This window comes from Dactylosporangium sp. NPDC049525, from assembly GCF_040676755.1.
GTDB lineage: Bacteria > Actinomycetota > Actinomycetes > Mycobacteriales > Micromonosporaceae > Dactylosporangium.
Genome location: NZ_JBFAPO010000047.1, coordinates 1 through 18571, shown reverse-complemented (window position 1 = coordinate 18571; position 18571 = coordinate 1). Strand labels below are relative to the sequence as shown.

Below are 18571 nucleotides of genomic sequence, written 5' to 3'. Positions count from 1 at the left end.
TGCGTGGCGTGAACCTCGGACGCTGACGAAGATGCCATAACCTACCCACCTTCGTCGAACCCGCCTCAACTTTCTCGGATACATGTTGATCATGCGAATCCTGGTATGGCGGCAGCACCGTGTCGGGAACAGGATTTGAGGCAGAACGTTGCCGACGTCTTCCAAACGCCGGCAGCGGCCACGTCTCTCCTGTCTGCCGTCTGTCCGTCGATGACGGCCGGCAGACGGGAGTCCATCTGCATGACGCACCTTGGCGTCGTTATGTCGATGTCGACCAACAGTCACGAGATGGAGCATCGAGTTGACGAACAGAACGGGCACCGCCGGCGAGACGGTCCGGGCCGAGCAGCTCCGCACGGCCCTCGTGGATCAGCTGGTCGCCGACGGCTTGATCACCTCTCCGGCTGTTCAGGCGGCATTCCGGACGACGCCGAGGCACGCATTCGTGCCTGTGGGTACGCCGTTGGAGGACGTCTACCACATCGACCGGGCGGTGATCACCAAGACGGACGAGCACGGGGCGCATCTGTCGTCGGTGAGCGCCACGTACATCCAGGCCCGGATGATCGAGCAGGCCGGGGTCGGACCGGGAATGCGGGTACTGGAGATCGGCTCCGGCGGCTACAACGCGGCATTGCTTGCCGAGGTGGTGGGTGCTGGCGGCGACGTGGTCAGCGTAGACATCGACAAGGACATCACCGATCGGGCCGCCGCGATGCTGGCTGCGACCGGCTACGGCGGCCGGGTGCGAGTGCTTCAGGCCGATGCCGCCCACGGCGTGCCGGGAGAGGGTGTGTTTGACCGGATCATTGTGACGGTCGGAGCGTGGGACATCCCGCCGGCATGGCTGTCACACCTCGGCCCGGACGGCGTCATGGTGGTGCCGCTACGGATGAACGGCGTGACCCGAACGATCGCGTTCCGCCGCGACGGCGAACACCTGAGCAGCACGTCGACCGAGGTGGCCGGATTCGTGCCGATGCAAGGTCACAGCGCCCGCCCGGAGCGGATCTTCCAGCTCCCCGACCGGCAAGGGCACATCGTCAGCCTGCGGTTCGACACCGGCGCGCCGACCGACATGCACCTACTTGATGGCGTGCTGGACGCCGAACGGACCGACGCCTGGTCGGGCGTCCTTGTCGCGGGCGACGAGTCGTTCGCCGACCTGTACCTGTGGCTGGCGGGGTTCATGCCCGGCTTCTGCTTGCTGAAGGCGGGCGAGGGAACCGAGCTGGCCGCCGAACGTGGCTGGTTCCCGTTCGGTGTAGTGCGCGGCGACTCGTTCGCGTACTTCGCCTTCCGGCGCGCCGACGATGGCGTCAACTCAGAGCTCGGCGCCCGCGCTTACGGGCCGAATGGCAAGGACGCCGCCGCGGCGATGGCGGAGCAAATTCACGCGTGGGACCACCAGGCGCGGCGCGGCCCGGCACCGATGTTCGCGTACTGGCCGGCAGGAACCAGCCCTGGCGTGGCGCCGGCCAACGTCGCGGTACTGGTGAAGACCCACGGCCTGCTCACGATCTCCTGGGCGGTGGCGAGCTAGCCGCCTTGGCCATGTTGCACCACCCCACTGTTGGACCGACGCAAGGAGCGACGATGACCCTGCAGCTGCTGGACTCTCCCCGTACCGAGCCCGCCGAGGACGACTTCATGCTGGACATGCGGGTCGTGGAGTCGACCACTCCCCTGGTGATCATGATGTGCAGCACGAGCGACGGCTGCGGCAGCAGCTGCAGCACCAGCGCCTGCACCACCAAGGCCAGCGACCCGATCTGATCCACGGCCGGTTCCCGGCCTGACGTTCACGACCTCGTCGGCGCCCACGCGTGGGGCGCCGACGGTGCAGACGCCCGGCAAAAGGAGACGTAGTCCATGCCAGTCCCTACCGTCTTCCGCAGTACCGGCGTCGTGATGGTGCGCGCCACCACGGCGCCGGACGACCTCGACGTTCCCGCTCAGCTGGACCTCGCCGACGACGCGGCTGTACTGCACGAAGGCTGGCCCTGGCTGGCGAAGACATGGGCGCGGGCCGACGTCCGCGACGCCCTCAGCCTGGCAAGCCCTGCCCTGACCGCGCAGCTCGACCGGTTCGTCGAACGCGCCGACACGGTGCCGGTCAGGGACGTCCGTCGGGCTCTTACATCGATGGCCGGGTACGTGCTGCGGTGGCAGCGGCGGGCAACGCCGTTCGGTGTATTCGCCGGCGTCACCCTCGCTACCACCGGGCCCGCCGACGTGGCCGTCGGACACCGACACCACGCAGTTGCCCACGCTGACAGCGAGTGGCTCACCGACGTGATCGGCCGGTTGGAGCAACACCCCGAGCTGCGGCAGCGCCTTCTCGTGGTCGCGGACAACACCGGCATCGTGCGGGACGGCCGGTTCATCACGCACCGCCGCGCCGAGCCGGGTGGCGGTAAGACGGTGCCGTTGCGCGAGGCGTCGGTCCGCTACACCGCGCCCGTCCAAACTGCCCTCACGCTCGCCGCAGTCCCCATCCGGTTCGCCGCGCTCGCCACCGAGCTGCGGGCTCGGTTCCCGGCCGCGCGGCCCGAGCAGGTCAGCGCAGTCCTGGACAGCCTGATGCTGCAGGGCCTGCTCATCAGCGGGTTGCGGCCACCGATGACGGTCGTGGACGGTCTCACGTACCTGATCGAGTCGGTGACCGATGCCGGCGGCCAGCGGCTTGCCGACGTTTCCGTGCTGCTGAGTGGCCTTGCCACGGCGCGGGAGCTGCTCGGCCAGCACAATGCGAGCGACGATCCGGCACAGCAGGCGGCGATCCGGGAGACGCTCACGGAGCAGATGCGCGCGGTGGTACCTGGCAACCGGCCCGTCCTGGCGGTGGACCTGCGCGTCGATGCTCAACTCCGCTTCCCCGAGCAGGTGGTGACGGAAGCCGAGGAAGCCGCAGACGTGCTGCTCCGGGTCTCGACGAAGCCGTTCGGTTCGACGGCTTGGCAGGACTACCGGTCCCGGTTCCGGGCGCGGTACGGCCAGGGTGCGCTCGTGCCGGTACGGGATCTGGTCGCAGATTCCGGGCTCGGATATCCCACTGGCTATCTCGGCGCGCCCCGTGCGCACCCGAGCTGGCGAGGGGTCACCGAACGCGACGCAACCATCCTGGCCCTGGTCCAACGCGCCGCGCTCGACGGTCGCGACGAAATCGTGCTGACCGACGCCGACGTCGAAGCGCTGACCGTGGGCAACCCCGCCGACGTGGTCCCGCCAGTCCGGATCGAGCTCGGTGTCGCGGTCTGCGCCACATCGCTCGCGGCCCTCGACCGTGGCGACTACCGGTTGCGGTTCACTGCGGCGCCGGGAGCACCGACGAGCATGGCCGGGCGGTTCATCCATCTCTTCGACGACCCAGACCGGGCCCGGCTCGTCGCCGCGTGCGCCCCATCCACGCCGTCCGGTGACGTGGTGGCGGTGCAGCTGTCGTTCCCGCCGCGTCGTCCGCACAACGAGAACGTCACCCGCGTCCCGCAGGTCCTGCCCGACGTCGTCGCGCTCGCCGAACACCCCACCGGCAACCCGATCAGCCTCGACGACCTGGCCATCACCGCGGACGCCGACCAGATGTACCTGGTGCAGATCTCGACCGGCCGCCGAGTCGTGCCGCACATCCCGCACGCGCTGGACACCGTCGTGCAGAGCCCGCCCCTCGCAAGGTTCCTCGCCGAGGTCGCCGACGGCCGCACCGCCGTGTTCGGCCCGCTCGACGTCGGCGCCGCCCGCACCCTGCCGTACCTGCCGCGCATCCGGTACCGCCGCACCATCCTCACCGCAGCCCGCTGGCTCCTGAGCACCGCCGACGTCACGACCCGATCGGGCCGCGGCTGGGAGAGCTCGCTTGCGACGTGGCGGCGGCATTGGCGTGTCCCGGCGCAGGTCCTGCTCTGTCACGGCGAATACCGCCAACCCCTGAACCTCGACCACCGCCTCGACCGGACCCTGCTGCACACCCGGCTGCTCCAGGCCGGACGAGTCGAACTCCAAGAAGGCCCGCAACCCGAAGACCAGCGCTGGATCGGCCGCACCGCCGAGCTGCTGATCCCGATGACCGCGACCCCACCGCCCGAACGGCCGCTGCCCGTCCTCATGCCGTCCGGCATTCAACACCTACCCGGCGGCGGCCCCCTCGTGCAGGCGCGGCTGGCCGGCAACCCCGCCCGCTTCGACGACATCATCCGCCACCTCCCAGCGCTCGTCGCCTCGCTTGACGGCGTGGTCGAGCGCTGGTGGATCCGGCGACAACGCGACCTGGTCCGGGTCGACGCCGACCAGCACCTCGTCGTCGTCCTGCGGCTCACCGCACCAGACCGGCATCCAGCGGCCGCCGCCGCGTTGGCCGCATTCGCCACCGACCTGACCGCCGGAGGCCTGCCCGGGCAGCTATCCTTCACGCCGTACCAGGAGCAGCCCGGACGCTACGGCTATGATGTGGCGCTTGTCGCCGCCGAGGACGTGTTCGCCGCCGACACAGCTTGTGTGATCGCCCAAGTCGCCGCCGCAGATCGCATGGGCGTCCCGGCCCAGGCGTTCGCTGCCGCGTCCATGGCCAGCATCGCCGCCGCGTTCGCCGACGACCCACTCAGCGGGTACCAGTCCCTGCTGGAGCAGTTCCCGCAACAGACCGGGTCCCTCGACCGTGTCCTGCGCGAGCACACGTTCCGGCTGGCCGATGCCGCCGCGGCCGGGCAGGAGATTGCCGACGCCTGGCGGACCCGCGGCACCGCCCTCGGACGCTACTTCCAGGTTCTCGCCGGCCAACGCGACCCAGCGACCGCGCTGCCGACGCTGCTGCGTGACCACCACGTCCGAGCGCTCGGCGTTGACCCAGGCTTCGAACAGACGACCAACCGGCTGGCTCGAGCTGTCGCCTTGCGGTACATGGCCATCGTCAGGCAGTCATGAGCAGCACAATCGACGCCGAGCCGGCCGTCCTGGACGACCCGGACGCCGTCCGCCAATCCCTCGCAACTGGACCCCCCGGCGTCGCGTTGCTGCACCTCGAACGCGCCACAACCGGCACCGCGCCCTGGACCGACGCGCACCACCACATCCGGGTCGCCGCCACCGGCACGACGGACGGCGGCCAGCACGTCGGCCTGTACTACGGAGCACCGGCCATCGCATTCCTCCTGCACTGCGCCGCCCAGGTCGACGACCGCTACCACACCGCCGCAGCGCACCTCGACCAACATATCGAGCGACTCACCCGCAAACGGCTCAGCGCCGCCACCGCCCGCACCCAGCACGGCGGCGCAGCCACGCTCGGCGAATACGACCTGTTCTACGGGCTCACCGGCATCGGTGCGCTGCTCCTGCGCCGGCTGCCGGGCAGCGATACCTTCGCCGACCTGCTGCGCTACCTCATCCAGCTGACCCAGCCCCGCGCGCACAACGGCCTCGTGCTGCCCGGCTGGTGGGTCGATCACAATCCCGACCCGACGCTGCCGACACCGGGTGGGCACGTCAACTTCGGCATGGCCCACGGCGCCGCCGGCATCCTCGCCCTGCTCGCCCTCGCCATGCGCCACGGCCACGTTGTCGACCACCACGCGGAAGCCATCGACCGGCTCACCCGCTGGTTCGACCGCTGGCGCCAGCATGACCCAGACCGCGGCGACTGGTGGCCGCAATGGCTCACCCTCGACGAACTCCACACCGGCAAAATCCACCAGACCGAACCAGGCCGACCGTCCTGGTGCTACGGCACCCCCGGCATCGCCCGCGCCCTCCAACTCGCCGCCATCGCCACCAACAACCCAACCCGTGCCGCCGACGCCGGACACACGCTGCTCGGCTGCATCACCGGCCGGCACACCGACCTCGGTCTCTGCCACGGACTCGCCGGCCTGTACCAAACCGTGCACCGCGCCGCCGCCGACAGCCACGAACCCGCCCTCTCGCAGCAACTGCCCGCGTTGGCCGCCGCGCTGCGTAACGCCGTCGCGGCTCGCGAGCCGGCCGGTGTGAAAAATTTGTTGACCGGCACCACCGGCATCGACCTGGCAGCCGAGACAGCACGCCACCGCGACACCCGTACGGGATGGGACCAATGCCTCCTGATCGACTGACCGCCACGCCGACGACCACCGCCGTCCTGCGCGTGCTCGCCGGCGTCCCGCTGGACGCCGTCGCGGCCGACACCGGCGTCGATCCTGCTGACCTCGCCGACGCCGTCGACACCTACCAAGCTGCCGGCACCGCCGCCCTGCAGCAGCACGCAGACGGATGCTGGTACCAGGTCCGCGTCGAGTTCACGGACTGGAACACCGCCGAGCACTTGGTAGCCGCCCACCTCGGGCCGCAGCTCGACGCGATCGGCGGCTGGTGGTTCCTGCGCAAACACCCCTGCTGGCGGCTGCGATTCGTGGCGCCCGACGTTGCAGCGGTCAACGACGTCCTTGACGAACTCGTCACCGATGGTGCCGCCACCCGATGGCGGCCCAGCATCTACGAACCGGAGACCGCGGCGTTCGGCGGACCAACCGGCATGCGAGCAGTCCACGACCTGTTCGTCGGCGACAGCCGAGGCGTCCTGGACTATCTGCGCCGACCATCACCAGCCCTCGGCCGCCGCGAACTGTCGCTACTGCTGCTCGGCGCATTCCTCCACGCCGCCGACCTCGACTGGTTCGAACGCGGCGACACCTTCGCGAAAGTCGCCCAGATGCGACCCACGGCAGACACCGACGAACACCGCATCGCCGCCCTTGCCGACGACGTACGCGGGCTGCTTGCCGTGGCGCCGGACGCCGACAACACCCTGTTCGGCCCTGAAGGAGCGGCCCCGTTCGCTGCACCGTGGCACGCCGCCCACATCACCGCCGGCCGACAACTCGCTACCGCCGCGACAGCCGGCACCCTCCACCGCGGCCTCCGAGCCGTCGCCAGCCACATCGTGATCTTCCACTGGAACCGACTCGGGCTCCCCGCCACCACACAGAGCATCCTCGCCCGCGCCGCCCACGAAGCCTTCCTGCCCCGGAGCTGACCACCGTCACCGCCAGCCCAGCCATCCGCGCGGCCATCCGCCGCTTCCCGCTCGTCGGCCGCCCTCGATCCGCCTGCCCCGCATTGATCCGAGCTGGCATCGGCGCCGTGTGGCCCGTCGTGCCCGAACCAGCAGCCGGGTTCGGACCACATGTGACGGTCGCCTACAGCGGCGCGGATGTGCCAGTGCATAACGCGGCTTCTGCGATCGAGCCGCTCCGGGACATTCCAGCGGTGACCACTCGGATCGCCGAGGTTCAACTCATCGCACTTCGCCGATCTGGCCGCACCTACTCGTGGGACGTCATCCACACCACACCGCTCGCCAAGGCGTAGCCGTCGGTCGACGAGATTGGCGAGCGGCGCCGTGATGGTGTAGTGAGCTAGGAATGTCCAGACCGTACGGGCAGCGTTACTTAAACGTGGACGCCGTTTACTCACATTGTGCCGTATGTGATGTTTAGGTCACCTTCTGTTGATCGATGCGGCTAAGAATAGCGATGTGTCGATCAATCAGAGGGTTCGGCTTGGGGTTGACCTGGGGACGTCTCGGTTGCGGGCTGCGGTGGCGTGGCCGGACGGTACCGCGATGGTGCTCCCGTTGGCCGGGGTTGGCTGGCTCGACACCGGCGCCCTGATAGATGCCGGCTTGGTCACAGCGGTGCGGACGCGGGCGCGTGGGGCTGCGGCTGATGATCCGGAGCGCGACAGTGGGGGCGTCCAGTCGCCGTCGGATGATGCTGCGGCTGTGGCGTTGTTCCGGCAGGTTACGTCGGCGGCTCGCAACGCTGTTGGTGGCAGTGTCGACGTGGTGACGCTTGCGGTTCCTGCTGGGTGGAGTTCTCGGCGTGCGGCGGCGTTGGGTGATGTGTGCCAGCGTGCTGGGCTGAGTGTGGGGAAACTGTTGACTGCGCCGGTGGCCGTGGCGTGGCATCTGCTAGCCGGTGGTGTCCAGTTGCCGGTGGGTAGCTCGGTGTTGGTGTGTCAGGTTGGGCATGATGGCTGCACTGCGACGGTGCTACGCCGGACTGCGGTCGGGTTCGAGGGTCTGTCCAGTGTGGATGACGCAACGGTGGCCGCTGGGATGGTTGGTCCAGGGGTTGAGGTTTTCGGCGGTCGTGGTGCACCGACTGTGTCGGTGGGTGAAGTAGCCGCTCGCGCTGTTGCCGGTGCCGAGTTGGCGTCGGGCGAGTTGGGGTTGGTGTTTGCGGTCGGCTCGGCAGCGGATAGCCCACGGGTCGCTGAGGAGCTGGCGCAGGCGACGGGCGTGGTGCCGGCGGTGGTGGCGGAGGCCGAGCTGGCGGTGGTGCTGGGGGCGGTGCAGGCGCCGACGGTTGCGCCTGCGGTGGATGCGGCGCCGGAGGTTGGTTGGTTGGACTTGATGGCCGCGATGGTACCGGTGGTGTGGTCGATGGCGTTGTTTTGGCAGTTCGTTGCTGGCGGTGAGCGGTATGGGCTGCGGGAGAAGGTGTTCGATCGGGGGATGGTGCTGGCTGCGTGGGGAGGGCTCGCGGTGGCGGCGCAGCTCGGGATGATCGCGGTGGTGGGTGGCTTGGTGGTGACGACCGTGTTGCGTAGCGGTGCGGGGGAAGATGGAGGTGGTGGCGCGTCCTTGGTCGGCTGGGTGCGGCATCGGCTGGTGGCTTTGGCGTTGGTGGGTGGTGCGGTGGGCGGGCTGCTGGTGGCGGCGGTGTTCGCGATGGTCGCGGCTGGTTCGTTCGATGTGGATCTCTGGCCGTTGCTGCGGTGGTCGGTGTTGCCGGTCGTCCCGGCTGCGGTGGCCGTGATGGTCTTGGCGGTGGTGGTGTGGCGTCGGCCGGAGCCGCCGGACGGGTTGTGGTTGACGTGGCTGCGGTTTCCGCCGTCGGTGACGATGTTGGCCGGAGCTGGCGCGTTCCTGGTGTCGTTCGATGAGCGCGGCAGTCCCTGGATCTTGAATTTGCTCGCCTGGCCGTTGGAGCAGCAGTTCCCGACGACCGGCGGTGAGATCATCGGCCCGGTCGGGCGGCTGGGCGGGGCGTGCATCGGCGCGGCGGTGGGCCTGCTCGTCGTCCGCCGGCTCGTGCACCGCCTGTTGTTGGCGGTGCCGTTGGCGCTGCTGGTCGCCGGTACGTTGGTGTGGCGGATCACCGGTACGGTCGCTGTCGGGTTCTGCCTCGCCGTTGCCGGTTGGTGGGCGGCGCGCACGGCATGGCTGCTGCTGCGGCCGAAGCTGCTCACACCGCCGACGCCGCCTCAGCCATCGCACCCCGGCAACGTGGGCCAGCCGGGTTGGGCGCACGGCAATCCGGACTCGGGCGCGGGCTCACCGCATGGCGGTGCGGGCGGCGGCTCATGATCGCCCGCCTGTTCCGCAACATCGTGTCCGGGCTCGCGTTGCTGCTCGTGCTCGCTGGGTTGCCGGCGGGGCTGGTGGTGGTGCAACGCGCGGCGCAGTGGGACTGGCGGCAGCTCGTCGCGGATCCGCTGTCCGGGGGCGGCGCCGTGATGGCGGGCGTCGCCGCGGGCTGGTTGCTGTGGCTGGCATTGCTGTGGATGGTCGTGCTCGACGCCGTTGATGCGATCCGGCAGGTTGGTCGAGCGCCTCGACTGCCGGTGCCGTTGCATGCCGCAGTCACCGCCCTGGTCAGCGGGATCCTGCTGGCGGTCGAAGCGACCCGGGGTGGTGGCGCCGGAGGTCCGGCGGACCATCATGCGCGCACGTCGAGTGTGGCAGCCACGCCACCGGCCGCTGAGGACGTTCGCGACGCAAAAGCCACGGTCCAGGACGCCGACGAGCACGTCGCATCTCACTCCGTGCTGACGGTCATGGGTGTGGAGGTGCCGGGTGGATGGCTGCCGGTGCCGGTCACCGCCGCTGTCACCGCGGCGGCAACGCTCATGTGGGCGCAACGGCGTCACCGGTACCTGCCACAGCCTCCTGCCGGTTGGCGTCGCGACGATGAGGATCTGGCGCCGTTGCCCGCCCTGGTGGACCGCATCGCCCGGCTGACCCGCGCAGCGATGGAGGCAGACGCCGACCGCGCTGCGATGACCTCGGGTGACGACGACGGCCCGGTGCCCGACGCGGCGACCGTGTGGCCTGTCGAGGCGATCCTTCCGGCCGCAGGCGTCGCGCTCGTCGGACCGGGCGCTGTAGACGCTGCCCGCGGGCTCCTGGCCGCCGTCACCATCGGGCACACGGTCCACGCGGAGGTGCTGGTCGGGGAAGGACTGTGGAAGCGGTTGCTCGGCGCTGACGCCGTAGCCGGTGTCTCGGGACGAGTCCGGGTCGTCGCCGACGACGCGCCGTCGCCGGTCGCGTCAGCGCCGAACGAGTCGGACGCGGCCACGATCGTCGTTCTTGCCGACGCCGCAACGACGAACGCACCGCCCCTCGTGGAGCGCCCGGCAGCAGGTGACGGGGTTACGGTCCGGACCGTGGTGATCGGGGCCGCTGCTGGCGTGCACACGTGGCACGTGGCCAGCGACGGCCGACTGCACGCGGCAGCCGGGCCCGCGCCGGTTGTCGGCCGGTTGCCCGTGCTGAACCTGCCCACGGCGCGCACGTTGCTCGGTGCGCTCGACGTCGTCGCAGCCGTCGTCGGGAACCTCGACGCTCCAGCCTCCGGTTCCACCGCGCCGCCCGAACGACACCACCTGCACCGCACGGTGCCCGCCTCCTGGTCAGCACACACCTCGACCGATCGCCCAGTAAGCAGACATGCCGATGCGCAGCTGCCGTCGTGGCCGGATCCGCCGCCGGACGAACCCGGGCGGCCACGGCGCCTCCTGGTCCGCGTGCTCGGCGTCCCCGCAGTGCTGCTGCCCCATCCGGACGGCAGCCACAGCACGGTGCAGATCCGCCGGTCCGCCGGCCAGCAGATCCTCGTGCTGCTCATCATTCACCGCGCCGGGCTCAGCGCAGCAGAGCTGAAAGAAGCGATCTGGCCGGACACCCCCGGCAAAGCGGCACACCGCCGTTTCGTCACCACCGTTTCCGAGCTCCGCCGCGCCCTGCACGATGCCGCCAAACGTCCTGTGCTCCTGCAGCGCCGGCAGAGCGACGACCCCGCCGGGGCGTGGTACCGCCTCGACACCAGCACCGTCCAGGTCGACCTCTGGCAACTGCAGGCCCTCCTCGATGCGGCGGTAGCCACCATTGACCCGATCCACCGCGACCAGCTGCTCACCGAAGCCGCCGACCTCTACCGCACCGACCTGTCCGGCGAACTCGCGCAAGGCTGGGATCACGAGTGGCTTGCCGCCGCCCGGGAACACGTCGCCCGCCACCAGATCGACGTGCTCACCTGCCTTGCCGACGTCGAGCCCGACCCGGCGACGGCAATCCAGCTCCTGCGGCAGGCGAAGCAGGTGTCGCCAACGAACGAGGCCGTCCACCGCAGGCTGATGGCCCTGCACGCAGCCGCCGACGACAGCACCGCCATGCGCCGGGCCGCCGCCACCCTCGCCGAGCACCTCGCCGAGCACCACCTCACCCAGGACCCGACGACCGTGCACCCATCCGACACGCCACGACCGGCGCAGGCGGCACCCTACGGCCCGTCCGCATCCACGAGGAACTAGCCATGCAAACCCCCGACCAGCAGCAACACACGGCACCGCACGACCCGTACAAGGTCGCCGACGCATCGGCAACGTCCGCCCATGGCGCCGAAACCCCGGCCGCAGCCAGCACCACCCCGTCGGTGCTGGTCACCTTCGGCGCGCCGCGCAGCGCTCAGATCCGGCCCGGCCAGCGTGTCCGGCTTCCCCGGCTGCCCGACACGCAACACCCACCCGCCGTCATGCCACCACGTGGACACACGGCACGAACTCGTCGCCGGGTGTTGCAAGCGGGAGCCCTCGTTGCCGCTGTCGTCATCGGACTCGTCGCCGTCATCGCCATCCTCAGCGCGCCTGGGCCCGACCCGAAGGATCTCGTCCGCGCCTTCTTCAGCCAGCTGACCGCCCGCGACACCAGCCGGCTCCCCGCCGCTGCGCCGTGCTCGAGGAACCCGCTGTGCCAGCCAGGGACGCTGCGGTCCGGCTACCAGCCACCGGAGCATCTGCGCATCGAAAGTGAACGCTCGCAGGCACCGTCATCGCCCCGGCCCGGGACGAAGGAGCGGCTCGTCGTTGTCTCCTACGACGTCGACGGGCAACACCTGACCGACGCCGTCACCGTGCTCTACCAACGCACCGGCATCTTCAGCGGCTTCTGGTCCATCTCCGACCCGCCAGGCTCGACCATCACGATGCCGAAACCGGCGATCGCCCCCATCACACTCGCCGCCGCCAAACTCGACATGGCGAAACCCGAAGAGCAGACGACGTTCTGGGCCCCGCCCGGCCGCTACACCGCCACCAGACCCGGCAACGCCCTCTACGAACCCGCCGAAGCCACCACCATCGTCGCTGACACCCCCGTCACCATTACCCTGCCCGCCACCCTCAAACCAACCCTGACCACCCACGTCGAGCAACAGATCCACGACCGCATCAACGCCTGCGCGGCGCAGCGCGAGTTCAAACCAGACACCGACAGGTCCTCCCCCAACCTGCACAACTGCCCGATGGTGCACCTCACCCCGTACGCGATCACCACCGAGCCACTGTGGACCGTGCAGCGATACCCAACCATCCGACTCGACACCCACCCCGACGGCACCGTCACCGTCACCACCATCACACCCGGCAAGGCCACCATCCACTACCAATACTCGCTGTCCATCCTCGACCCCCGCGAATGGCACACCATCGACGCCACCTACGACCTCACCGTCAACGGCTTCGCCCGCGACATCGACGGCACGACCGAATGGATCCCGAGCTGACACCCCGCACCTCCGACCGGCAACCGCGTCCGTTCCCATCCGAGGCCCTGACCTGCGGTGTTACCGCTGCGGTTCGTGTGATTTCGACGTGACCGGCAAAGCGGTGGTTGAGGACCTGCAGCGCCGTAGCGTCTGCGGCATCCATCGACGCCCGCCATCGGCAGACGCGACACGCGCCCGTCAGCCATGGTCACCCGCACCCCGCCAGCCTGCCTCGTCGCCGCACCAGTACCGCAGAACACCGACGAGCCTCGATCTCGCTGTCGTTTGACAGCGACGTGTGTCCCTGCCATCGGATGTTGTCCGACACCGAATTTGTGCCACTGAAGTCTGCCTCTACGCCCTCATCCACATGCCACGCGACACCCAACCGCGCCTACTCCAGCGGATCGCGACCTGGCTCCAGCCCGGCGGAGTCCTCCTGGCGACCACCGGGCCCAGGAATGGACCGGAACCCAGGACCACTGGCTCGGCGGCACCGCCACCATGTGGTGGAGCCACGTCCGCGCAAGACGCACTCAACTGACAATGCCGGCGAGCCCGGACGATGCCGGCTGAAAATCGCTGTCCACCCGAGGAACCTTCAGCCAGGCTGGCCGGGTGAACTCCTGGGACGCCGTATTTCTGGCACGGCACGGTCAAACCCAATGGAACCTCCTGCGGCGCCGGCAGGGCCGGCTCGACTCGCCGCTGACTCCCAACGGCGTCGTGCAAGCGCACCGCCACGCGTCGACCTTGCGGAACCGAGGAATCGACGGCATCTTCGTCAGCCCGCTCGGCAGAGCACTCGCGACGGCACGCATCATTAGCGACGCCCTCCGCTTGGAGATCGAGGTCGTCGACGAGCTCGCCGAACTCGATCACGGCCAGTTCAGCGGCCTGATCGACGAGCAGATCGACACCAAGTTCCCCGGCGACCGACAACGCAGGGCCGCTGACAAGTACCAGTGGCGTTTCCCCGACGGCGAAAGCTACGCCGACGCCGACCCTCGCGCGGCCAGAGCCCTGCAGCAGATCCGCCGAAAACCAGCGAAACGGCCGCTGATCGTCTCTCACGAAATGATCGGCCGGATGCTGCAACGACACCTACTCGGCCTCGAGCCACACGCCGCTCTTGCCCGATCGCACCCACACGACCTCGTCTTCGAGATCGACCCGGCCACCCGGGAATGCCGCGATCTTGAACCATAAACCCGCCCCGAGTCATCCGACCCCGCCCTGCTACCGACCCAACTTTGGACCAGATTCACTGACAAACCGCCCAGCCACGACCCGCACCAGCGCCGACAGGACCCGCTTGTCCCCGCCATCGAATCTGACCCACCCAGCTCAACGCGTTCTTCCCGGACCATCTTCGGTGGCAACGAACAAACCGGCACGCCGCTCACGCAGCGTGACGGGCGTGGGAAGCCGGACGCGCGTTGTCTGCGACATTTCCGCGCATGTGATCGTGCTGCTTCTCGTCCCGGCGTCGAGCGCGGTCGCGGCGTCGCCACCGCGGCGGCGGGTCTCGATCGACGGCTGTTGTGGGCTGGTCGGCCTGGCCGGTGAAGTCATCGGCCGATCAGGCAGCTCGCACGGACCCGTCGGGCGAGTCCAACGGTCCGCAGCCGGACGTTCCTCGCCAGATCAAGAGCTGCTTATGGGCAACTCGCCCGTCCGCGAGAGCAGCGACGGTCCGGTGCTGAGGCCCGCACTCCATGTCCGACACCATCCGTACACTGACCCAAGACAGCAGCAGGCAAGGGCTCAGGCCCGTCGGGCCGTCTCCGCCAAACGCAACGCATGCATGCCAGTCCAGACCGCGCGGTCGTGCGGTGCGACGCGGGTGTCCAATCCGGCAACGATCCGGGTGGTCAGGGCGAGCGCGATACGGCACAGCTCCTGAGACGGGTAGGGGATCCGTCCGGCCACCCGGCGCGCCCAGCCCAAATCGAGATCGGCGGTGGCCAGCAACTCGACGATCTGTGGGGTGAACCGGCCCGGGAACTGAACGCCGATGCTCAGCACCGCCTCTGTCATCACCGGCACATCTGCGCTGAGCGCCACGTCAATCAGCGCGTCCGCGTCGGGTTGGTGCACACCAGCTCTGGCCAGGACAGTCAACGCCTGCACCGCCTGCTGAACCGTCAATGCCGACAACACGCCGACGCGCTGCGCCGCGGTGCAGCCACGAAGCATCTGCACGGCGAGATCCTCAGCCAGCAGATCCAGTTGGATGGCGCCAAGCAGTCCGGGTACGAGCGACGGGTACAAGTCCCGCAACCAGCGTACATATCGCTCGATCAGCAACGCTTCGGCTCCGGCCAGCAGCGGTGCCCGCCGCACCAACCCCGCAACCTGGTCCTCGTCGCTCGCACCCAGCAGCGCTGCAACGCCAGCCACCTGCCGCAACACAACATCCACCGCCGGATCATCGCCCACCAGCAAACCGGCACGCCGGGCCGCGCCCCGCCAGTACCGGACCTCGTGCCGCAACACCTCATCCAGCACATCGAACCGGCCGTCGCGCGACACCCCACCCAGTACTGCCACCAGGGCCTCGGCATGCAATCGCAGGACCGGCGTCCCCGCAACCCGCACCCTGCTCGGCACTGTGGGAACCGGTCGGTTCAGCCGCGCCGCGAAGGCCGTAACCGCCTCACCCACGATCCAGTCTGGGTCATATCCCTCCACCTCTGCCGGCACATCCACCGCATTGCTCGGCACCGTCAACGCATCTATTACATGTGCCTGCTGTGGGTAGGCCGCCGACAACGTCTCCCACCACAGGCCCGCTGTCCGCGCCAACACCAGCACCCGCACCCGCACACCATCCGTCGCGACCCGCTGCGCCGCACACAGCAGCGCCGCCAACCCGGCCCGGTCCCGCGTCTCCCCGTAGTCCACTACCAGCAGCCATCGCCCTGGCGCCACATCGTCCAGCAACTCGACCGCAGCAAGTTCACGCTGCGGCGCAACCCACACCGAATCCCAATTCGGCAACCGGTCAACCAGTTGTCGCGCCAACCGCGTTTTCCCAACGCCCCCTGCACCCGCTACCAACCGCACAACCGACCCGCCACGATCCTGAGCCCAGGACTCCAAACCCTGCAACAGCCATCCTCGGCCGAGGAACGGCACCACTGCCATCTGTGGATGCAACAACCACGCCACCGACAGCGGTACCTCCGCCGATCCCACCTCCGCCAACATCCGACGCGACCGTGCCCCTTCCACCGCCCGCGCCCGCCACCAGTCGGCCACCGACGGACCCGACGCACCCACCGCCGCCGCCACCCCGGCGGCCACCACCGTCCATCCTGCCTTTCCATCCGCCAGGGCAGCCCACGCCCCGGCACCGCCAACCGCGGCAAACACCATCGACCACACCAACCGCCCGGGTGCACCACGCCACAACCTACGACCCACGCCCACACCGTACTCACCGTGATCAAATCACCACAGCAACGATCATCCATTCCGACATCCGCTCATCGGCACGAGTGCGCGCCGGCCATGGTGGATCGCGGCGGCCGAGGTGCTACGAAGCGTGACGATCTTCGACTGGCTGCGGATGCCGGACGCGCTCTCGGCGGCAGAAGCGGACGCCTGGCCTGGCCAATTGTGGCGATGACGTTGACGATCTACGCTGCCGATTCGTGAGCCTCCGAGTCGTCGCTACTCGTATCTGCGCCGCCGTCATCGGTGTGGTCGCCTCCACTGCCGTTGGCGTTCCGGCCTGGGCTGGTCCCATGATCCCCGCGTCCAGAGATGCAGCGGAAGACGTTGCATACTCGCTTGGCCGTCTGTCCAGCACGTTATGCTGCATCGCTGGTGTCATCGGGATTGTTGTGTTCGTGGTACGCCGATCCAGAAGGCGCTGACTCCCGCGCCGTCTTCCAGAGGCAAGGCACCGAAACCGGCCGTCGCTCAATCCAGGGGTGGGCAGGCGGCCGGACAGACGAGACGGCGTGGCGCGCCACCAACTGGCGGCGCTCCGTTCGACGGTGTCTTTGAGGCTGGCGGCGTGCGCGTACAGGCGGTCAACCCAGCTTGATAGTGCGCCGCGCGCTCGGCGGCATAGCGGATGCGCGATCGCCAGCCGAGGTGCTCGGACTCTGGTCGGAGCTGCGAAGATCAGCGGATGGAGCCGTTCGAGGTGTCGGAGATCGCGCCTGGCGAGTATCAGTTGTACCTGGTTGCTGGTACCACCGACGTGGAGGATGCGATAGCCGGACTTGGCCATGAACCAAATGGCCCGTTCTGGGAAGGCGTCGTCGAGCTACTCATCGCGCTCGAGGCACCTGCGCTCGAGGGCCGCTTCTGGTCAGACTCGGAGTCTGACGCGTACCTGGCAAACGGTGACGATCGAGATGCTCTCGACGAACTGGCCGTCCTGCTCGGTGCCGTCGCGACGGACGAAGATCGCCTGCGTCAGCTCGTTGAACTTGCCAGGACTCATGGGTTGGAACTCAGAGGCTGAACGGTACGACCGACCAAGGCTCAACGGCCCTCGCCCGGGCAGTTGCGGCAAGAGCCGTCTCGCGGCCGGCTGCGCGCGACGCCCGATCGGCGGCATGAGCGAGTGGCGCGAGGTGTTGACTACGCTTGTCCATCACACCTTGCGAGATCGGGAACACATGGAGAGCTTCGGGCTGCCGGCATACCTTCCTGAATGGCGCGGTGCCGAGTCCGCGACCGCAGCAGCCGACATGCCCATGCTCCGGCAGCGGGCGCGCGAGTTCGTCGACCTGGTCCTCGCCGAAGACACCCGCTATCTGGACGCGTTGCCGGAAACGATCGAGTCGGCGATTGTCACCCCACTGTCGATACTGTCGCACGCATTGGACCAAGGAAGTGATGTCGACATCCTCGTCGCGTCGAGGCTCGTCCGGAGATCTGTGGAGTACCTCCTCACCGAAGCGCCACCTCAATTGCAGTACCTCGTGACCGGGCTGCCGACGTCAGTGCCGTCATAGACGGCGCCGGCGCTCGAACCGCAGCGGACGTGCACCACCCGCCGGCAAAGAACCGGCGCCCCATGCGCGGCATGTCGGGGTCGCCGACGGCGCCGGAGACAAGTCACCCTCTGTTACGAGCGGCGGCTGGCCGGCGCGCCATGGACGCGGCAGAAGCGTGCACGTCAATGGTCAACTCTTCGGCACACCGTCGCGGTGGTGATCTGTTTCTGACGGCATCGGATCGCTGTTGTGCGTGATGCCGAACCACACCCGCGTGCGGTCACTGGTCAGTACGACGAGGTAGACCGCCGGCCAGATGAGGTCCCGACCCGCAGTTGAGTCATTCATCGACGCTGCGCTCAACAGAAGATACGCACCGCTGGCGCCATGGAGGGCGACCAGGGTCCACCACGCCCATTTCTTTGCGCCCGACACTGCCCAGGCGAGGGTCAGGTAGACCGGGCTGAGGATGGCATAGGTCCACGGCGGTAAACCGTCGAACGGGCCGACATCGGCTACAACGGCAAAGACCAGCGTGCAGATGCCGCCTATCAGGAGTAACACCGCCAGCGCAACGACGCGCCGCGGCCGTGCAGCCGGTCGCTGGTGAGCCGCGTCGTCCACGGGGTCGACCACGCGTGGCATTCAATCAGAACTCAAGGGCAGCGGCACGCCCGATGTTGACGTCTGCTGCGTGAACGTGATGAGCGACCGCTCATCGGCTTCTTATTTACTGGTGGCACGACCGTAGCCAGGCCAGGCTTGGTCGAGGTGATCGGCAGGGTCGCTCTCTCATCGGCTGCCCAC

Annotated in this window: 13 protein-coding genes; 11 read left to right on the top strand and 2 right to left on the bottom strand. The window is 68.8% G+C overall.

The window, feature by feature from the left end:
- Positions 1–301: 301 nt before the first annotated feature.
- The 9 genes from fxlM (at position 302) to AB0K00_RS42355 (ending at position 14012) form a co-directional block, all read left to right on the top strand.
- Positions 302–1543, top strand: a complete 1242-nt coding sequence (gene fxlM, locus AB0K00_RS42395) for a methyltransferase, FxLD system (protein WP_363533484.1) — start codon at positions 302–304, stop codon at positions 1541–1543.
- A 53-nt stretch (positions 1544–1596) separates the two neighbouring features.
- Positions 1597–1776, top strand: a complete 180-nt coding sequence (locus AB0K00_RS42390; RefSeq protein ID WP_363533481.1) for an FxLD family lanthipeptide — start codon at positions 1597–1599, stop codon at positions 1774–1776.
- A gap of 96 nt (positions 1777–1872) precedes the next feature.
- The gene (locus tag AB0K00_RS42385) at positions 1873–4920 is read left to right on the top strand and encodes a lantibiotic dehydratase (protein WP_363533478.1); all 3048 of its coding nucleotides are present in this window, start codon (positions 1873–1875) and stop codon (positions 4918–4920) included.
- Positions 4917–6086, top strand: a complete 1170-nt coding sequence (locus AB0K00_RS42380) for a lanthionine synthetase C family protein (RefSeq protein WP_363533476.1) — start codon at positions 4917–4919, stop codon at positions 6084–6086. The genes AB0K00_RS42385 and AB0K00_RS42380 overlap by 4 nt, the downstream gene beginning before the upstream one ends.
- Entirely contained in the window at positions 6068–7006 is a 939-nt protein-coding gene (locus tag AB0K00_RS42375; RefSeq protein ID WP_363533473.1) for a thiopeptide-type bacteriocin biosynthesis protein, read from the top strand. The genes AB0K00_RS42380 and AB0K00_RS42375 overlap by 19 nt, the downstream gene beginning before the upstream one ends.
- 1131 nt (positions 7007–8137) lie before the next feature.
- On the top strand, positions 8138–9343 hold the full coding sequence (locus AB0K00_RS42370) for a hypothetical protein (protein ID WP_363533470.1): 1206 nt from the start codon (positions 8138–8140) through the stop codon (positions 9341–9343).
- Positions 9340–11571 (top strand): bacterial transcriptional activator domain-containing protein, encoded by a 2232-nt coding sequence (locus AB0K00_RS42365; protein ID WP_363533468.1) that lies wholly within the window; start codon positions 9340–9342, stop codon positions 11569–11571. The genes AB0K00_RS42370 and AB0K00_RS42365 overlap by 4 nt, the downstream gene beginning before the upstream one ends.
- Before the next feature lie 2 nt (positions 11572–11573).
- Positions 11574–12821, top strand: a complete 1248-nt coding sequence (locus tag AB0K00_RS42360) for a hypothetical protein (RefSeq protein WP_363533465.1) — start codon at positions 11574–11576, stop codon at positions 12819–12821.
- Between the two features lie 600 nt (positions 12822–13421).
- The gene (locus AB0K00_RS42355; RefSeq protein WP_363533462.1) at positions 13422–14012 is read left to right on the top strand and encodes a histidine phosphatase family protein; all 591 of its coding nucleotides are present in this window, start codon (positions 13422–13424) and stop codon (positions 14010–14012) included.
- Positions 14013–14570: 558 nt separating this feature from the next.
- Here AB0K00_RS42355 and AB0K00_RS42350 read toward each other — a convergent pair.
- On the bottom strand, positions 14571–16184 hold the full coding sequence (locus AB0K00_RS42350; protein ID WP_363533459.1) for a hypothetical protein: 1614 nt from the start codon (positions 16182–16184) through the stop codon (positions 14571–14573).
- Positions 16185–16947: 763 nt separating this feature from the next.
- On the opposite strand from AB0K00_RS42350, the gene AB0K00_RS42345 reads away from it, so the two are divergent.
- Positions 16948–17286, top strand: coding sequence for an Imm51 family immunity protein (locus tag AB0K00_RS42345; RefSeq protein ID WP_363533456.1), 339 nt, complete (start codon positions 16948–16950; stop codon positions 17284–17286).
- Positions 17287–17380: 94 nt separating this feature from the next.
- Complete coding sequence (locus AB0K00_RS42340) at positions 17381–17782, top strand: hypothetical protein (RefSeq protein WP_363533453.1); 402 nt, start codon at positions 17381–17383, stop codon at positions 17780–17782.
- 171 nt (positions 17783–17953) lie between these two features.
- On the opposite strand, the gene AB0K00_RS42335 is transcribed toward AB0K00_RS42340, so the two are convergent.
- Complete coding sequence (locus tag AB0K00_RS42335) at positions 17954–18400, bottom strand: hypothetical protein (RefSeq protein ID WP_363533450.1); 447 nt, start codon at positions 18398–18400, stop codon at positions 17954–17956.
- Positions 18401–18571: the final 171 nt, after the last annotated feature.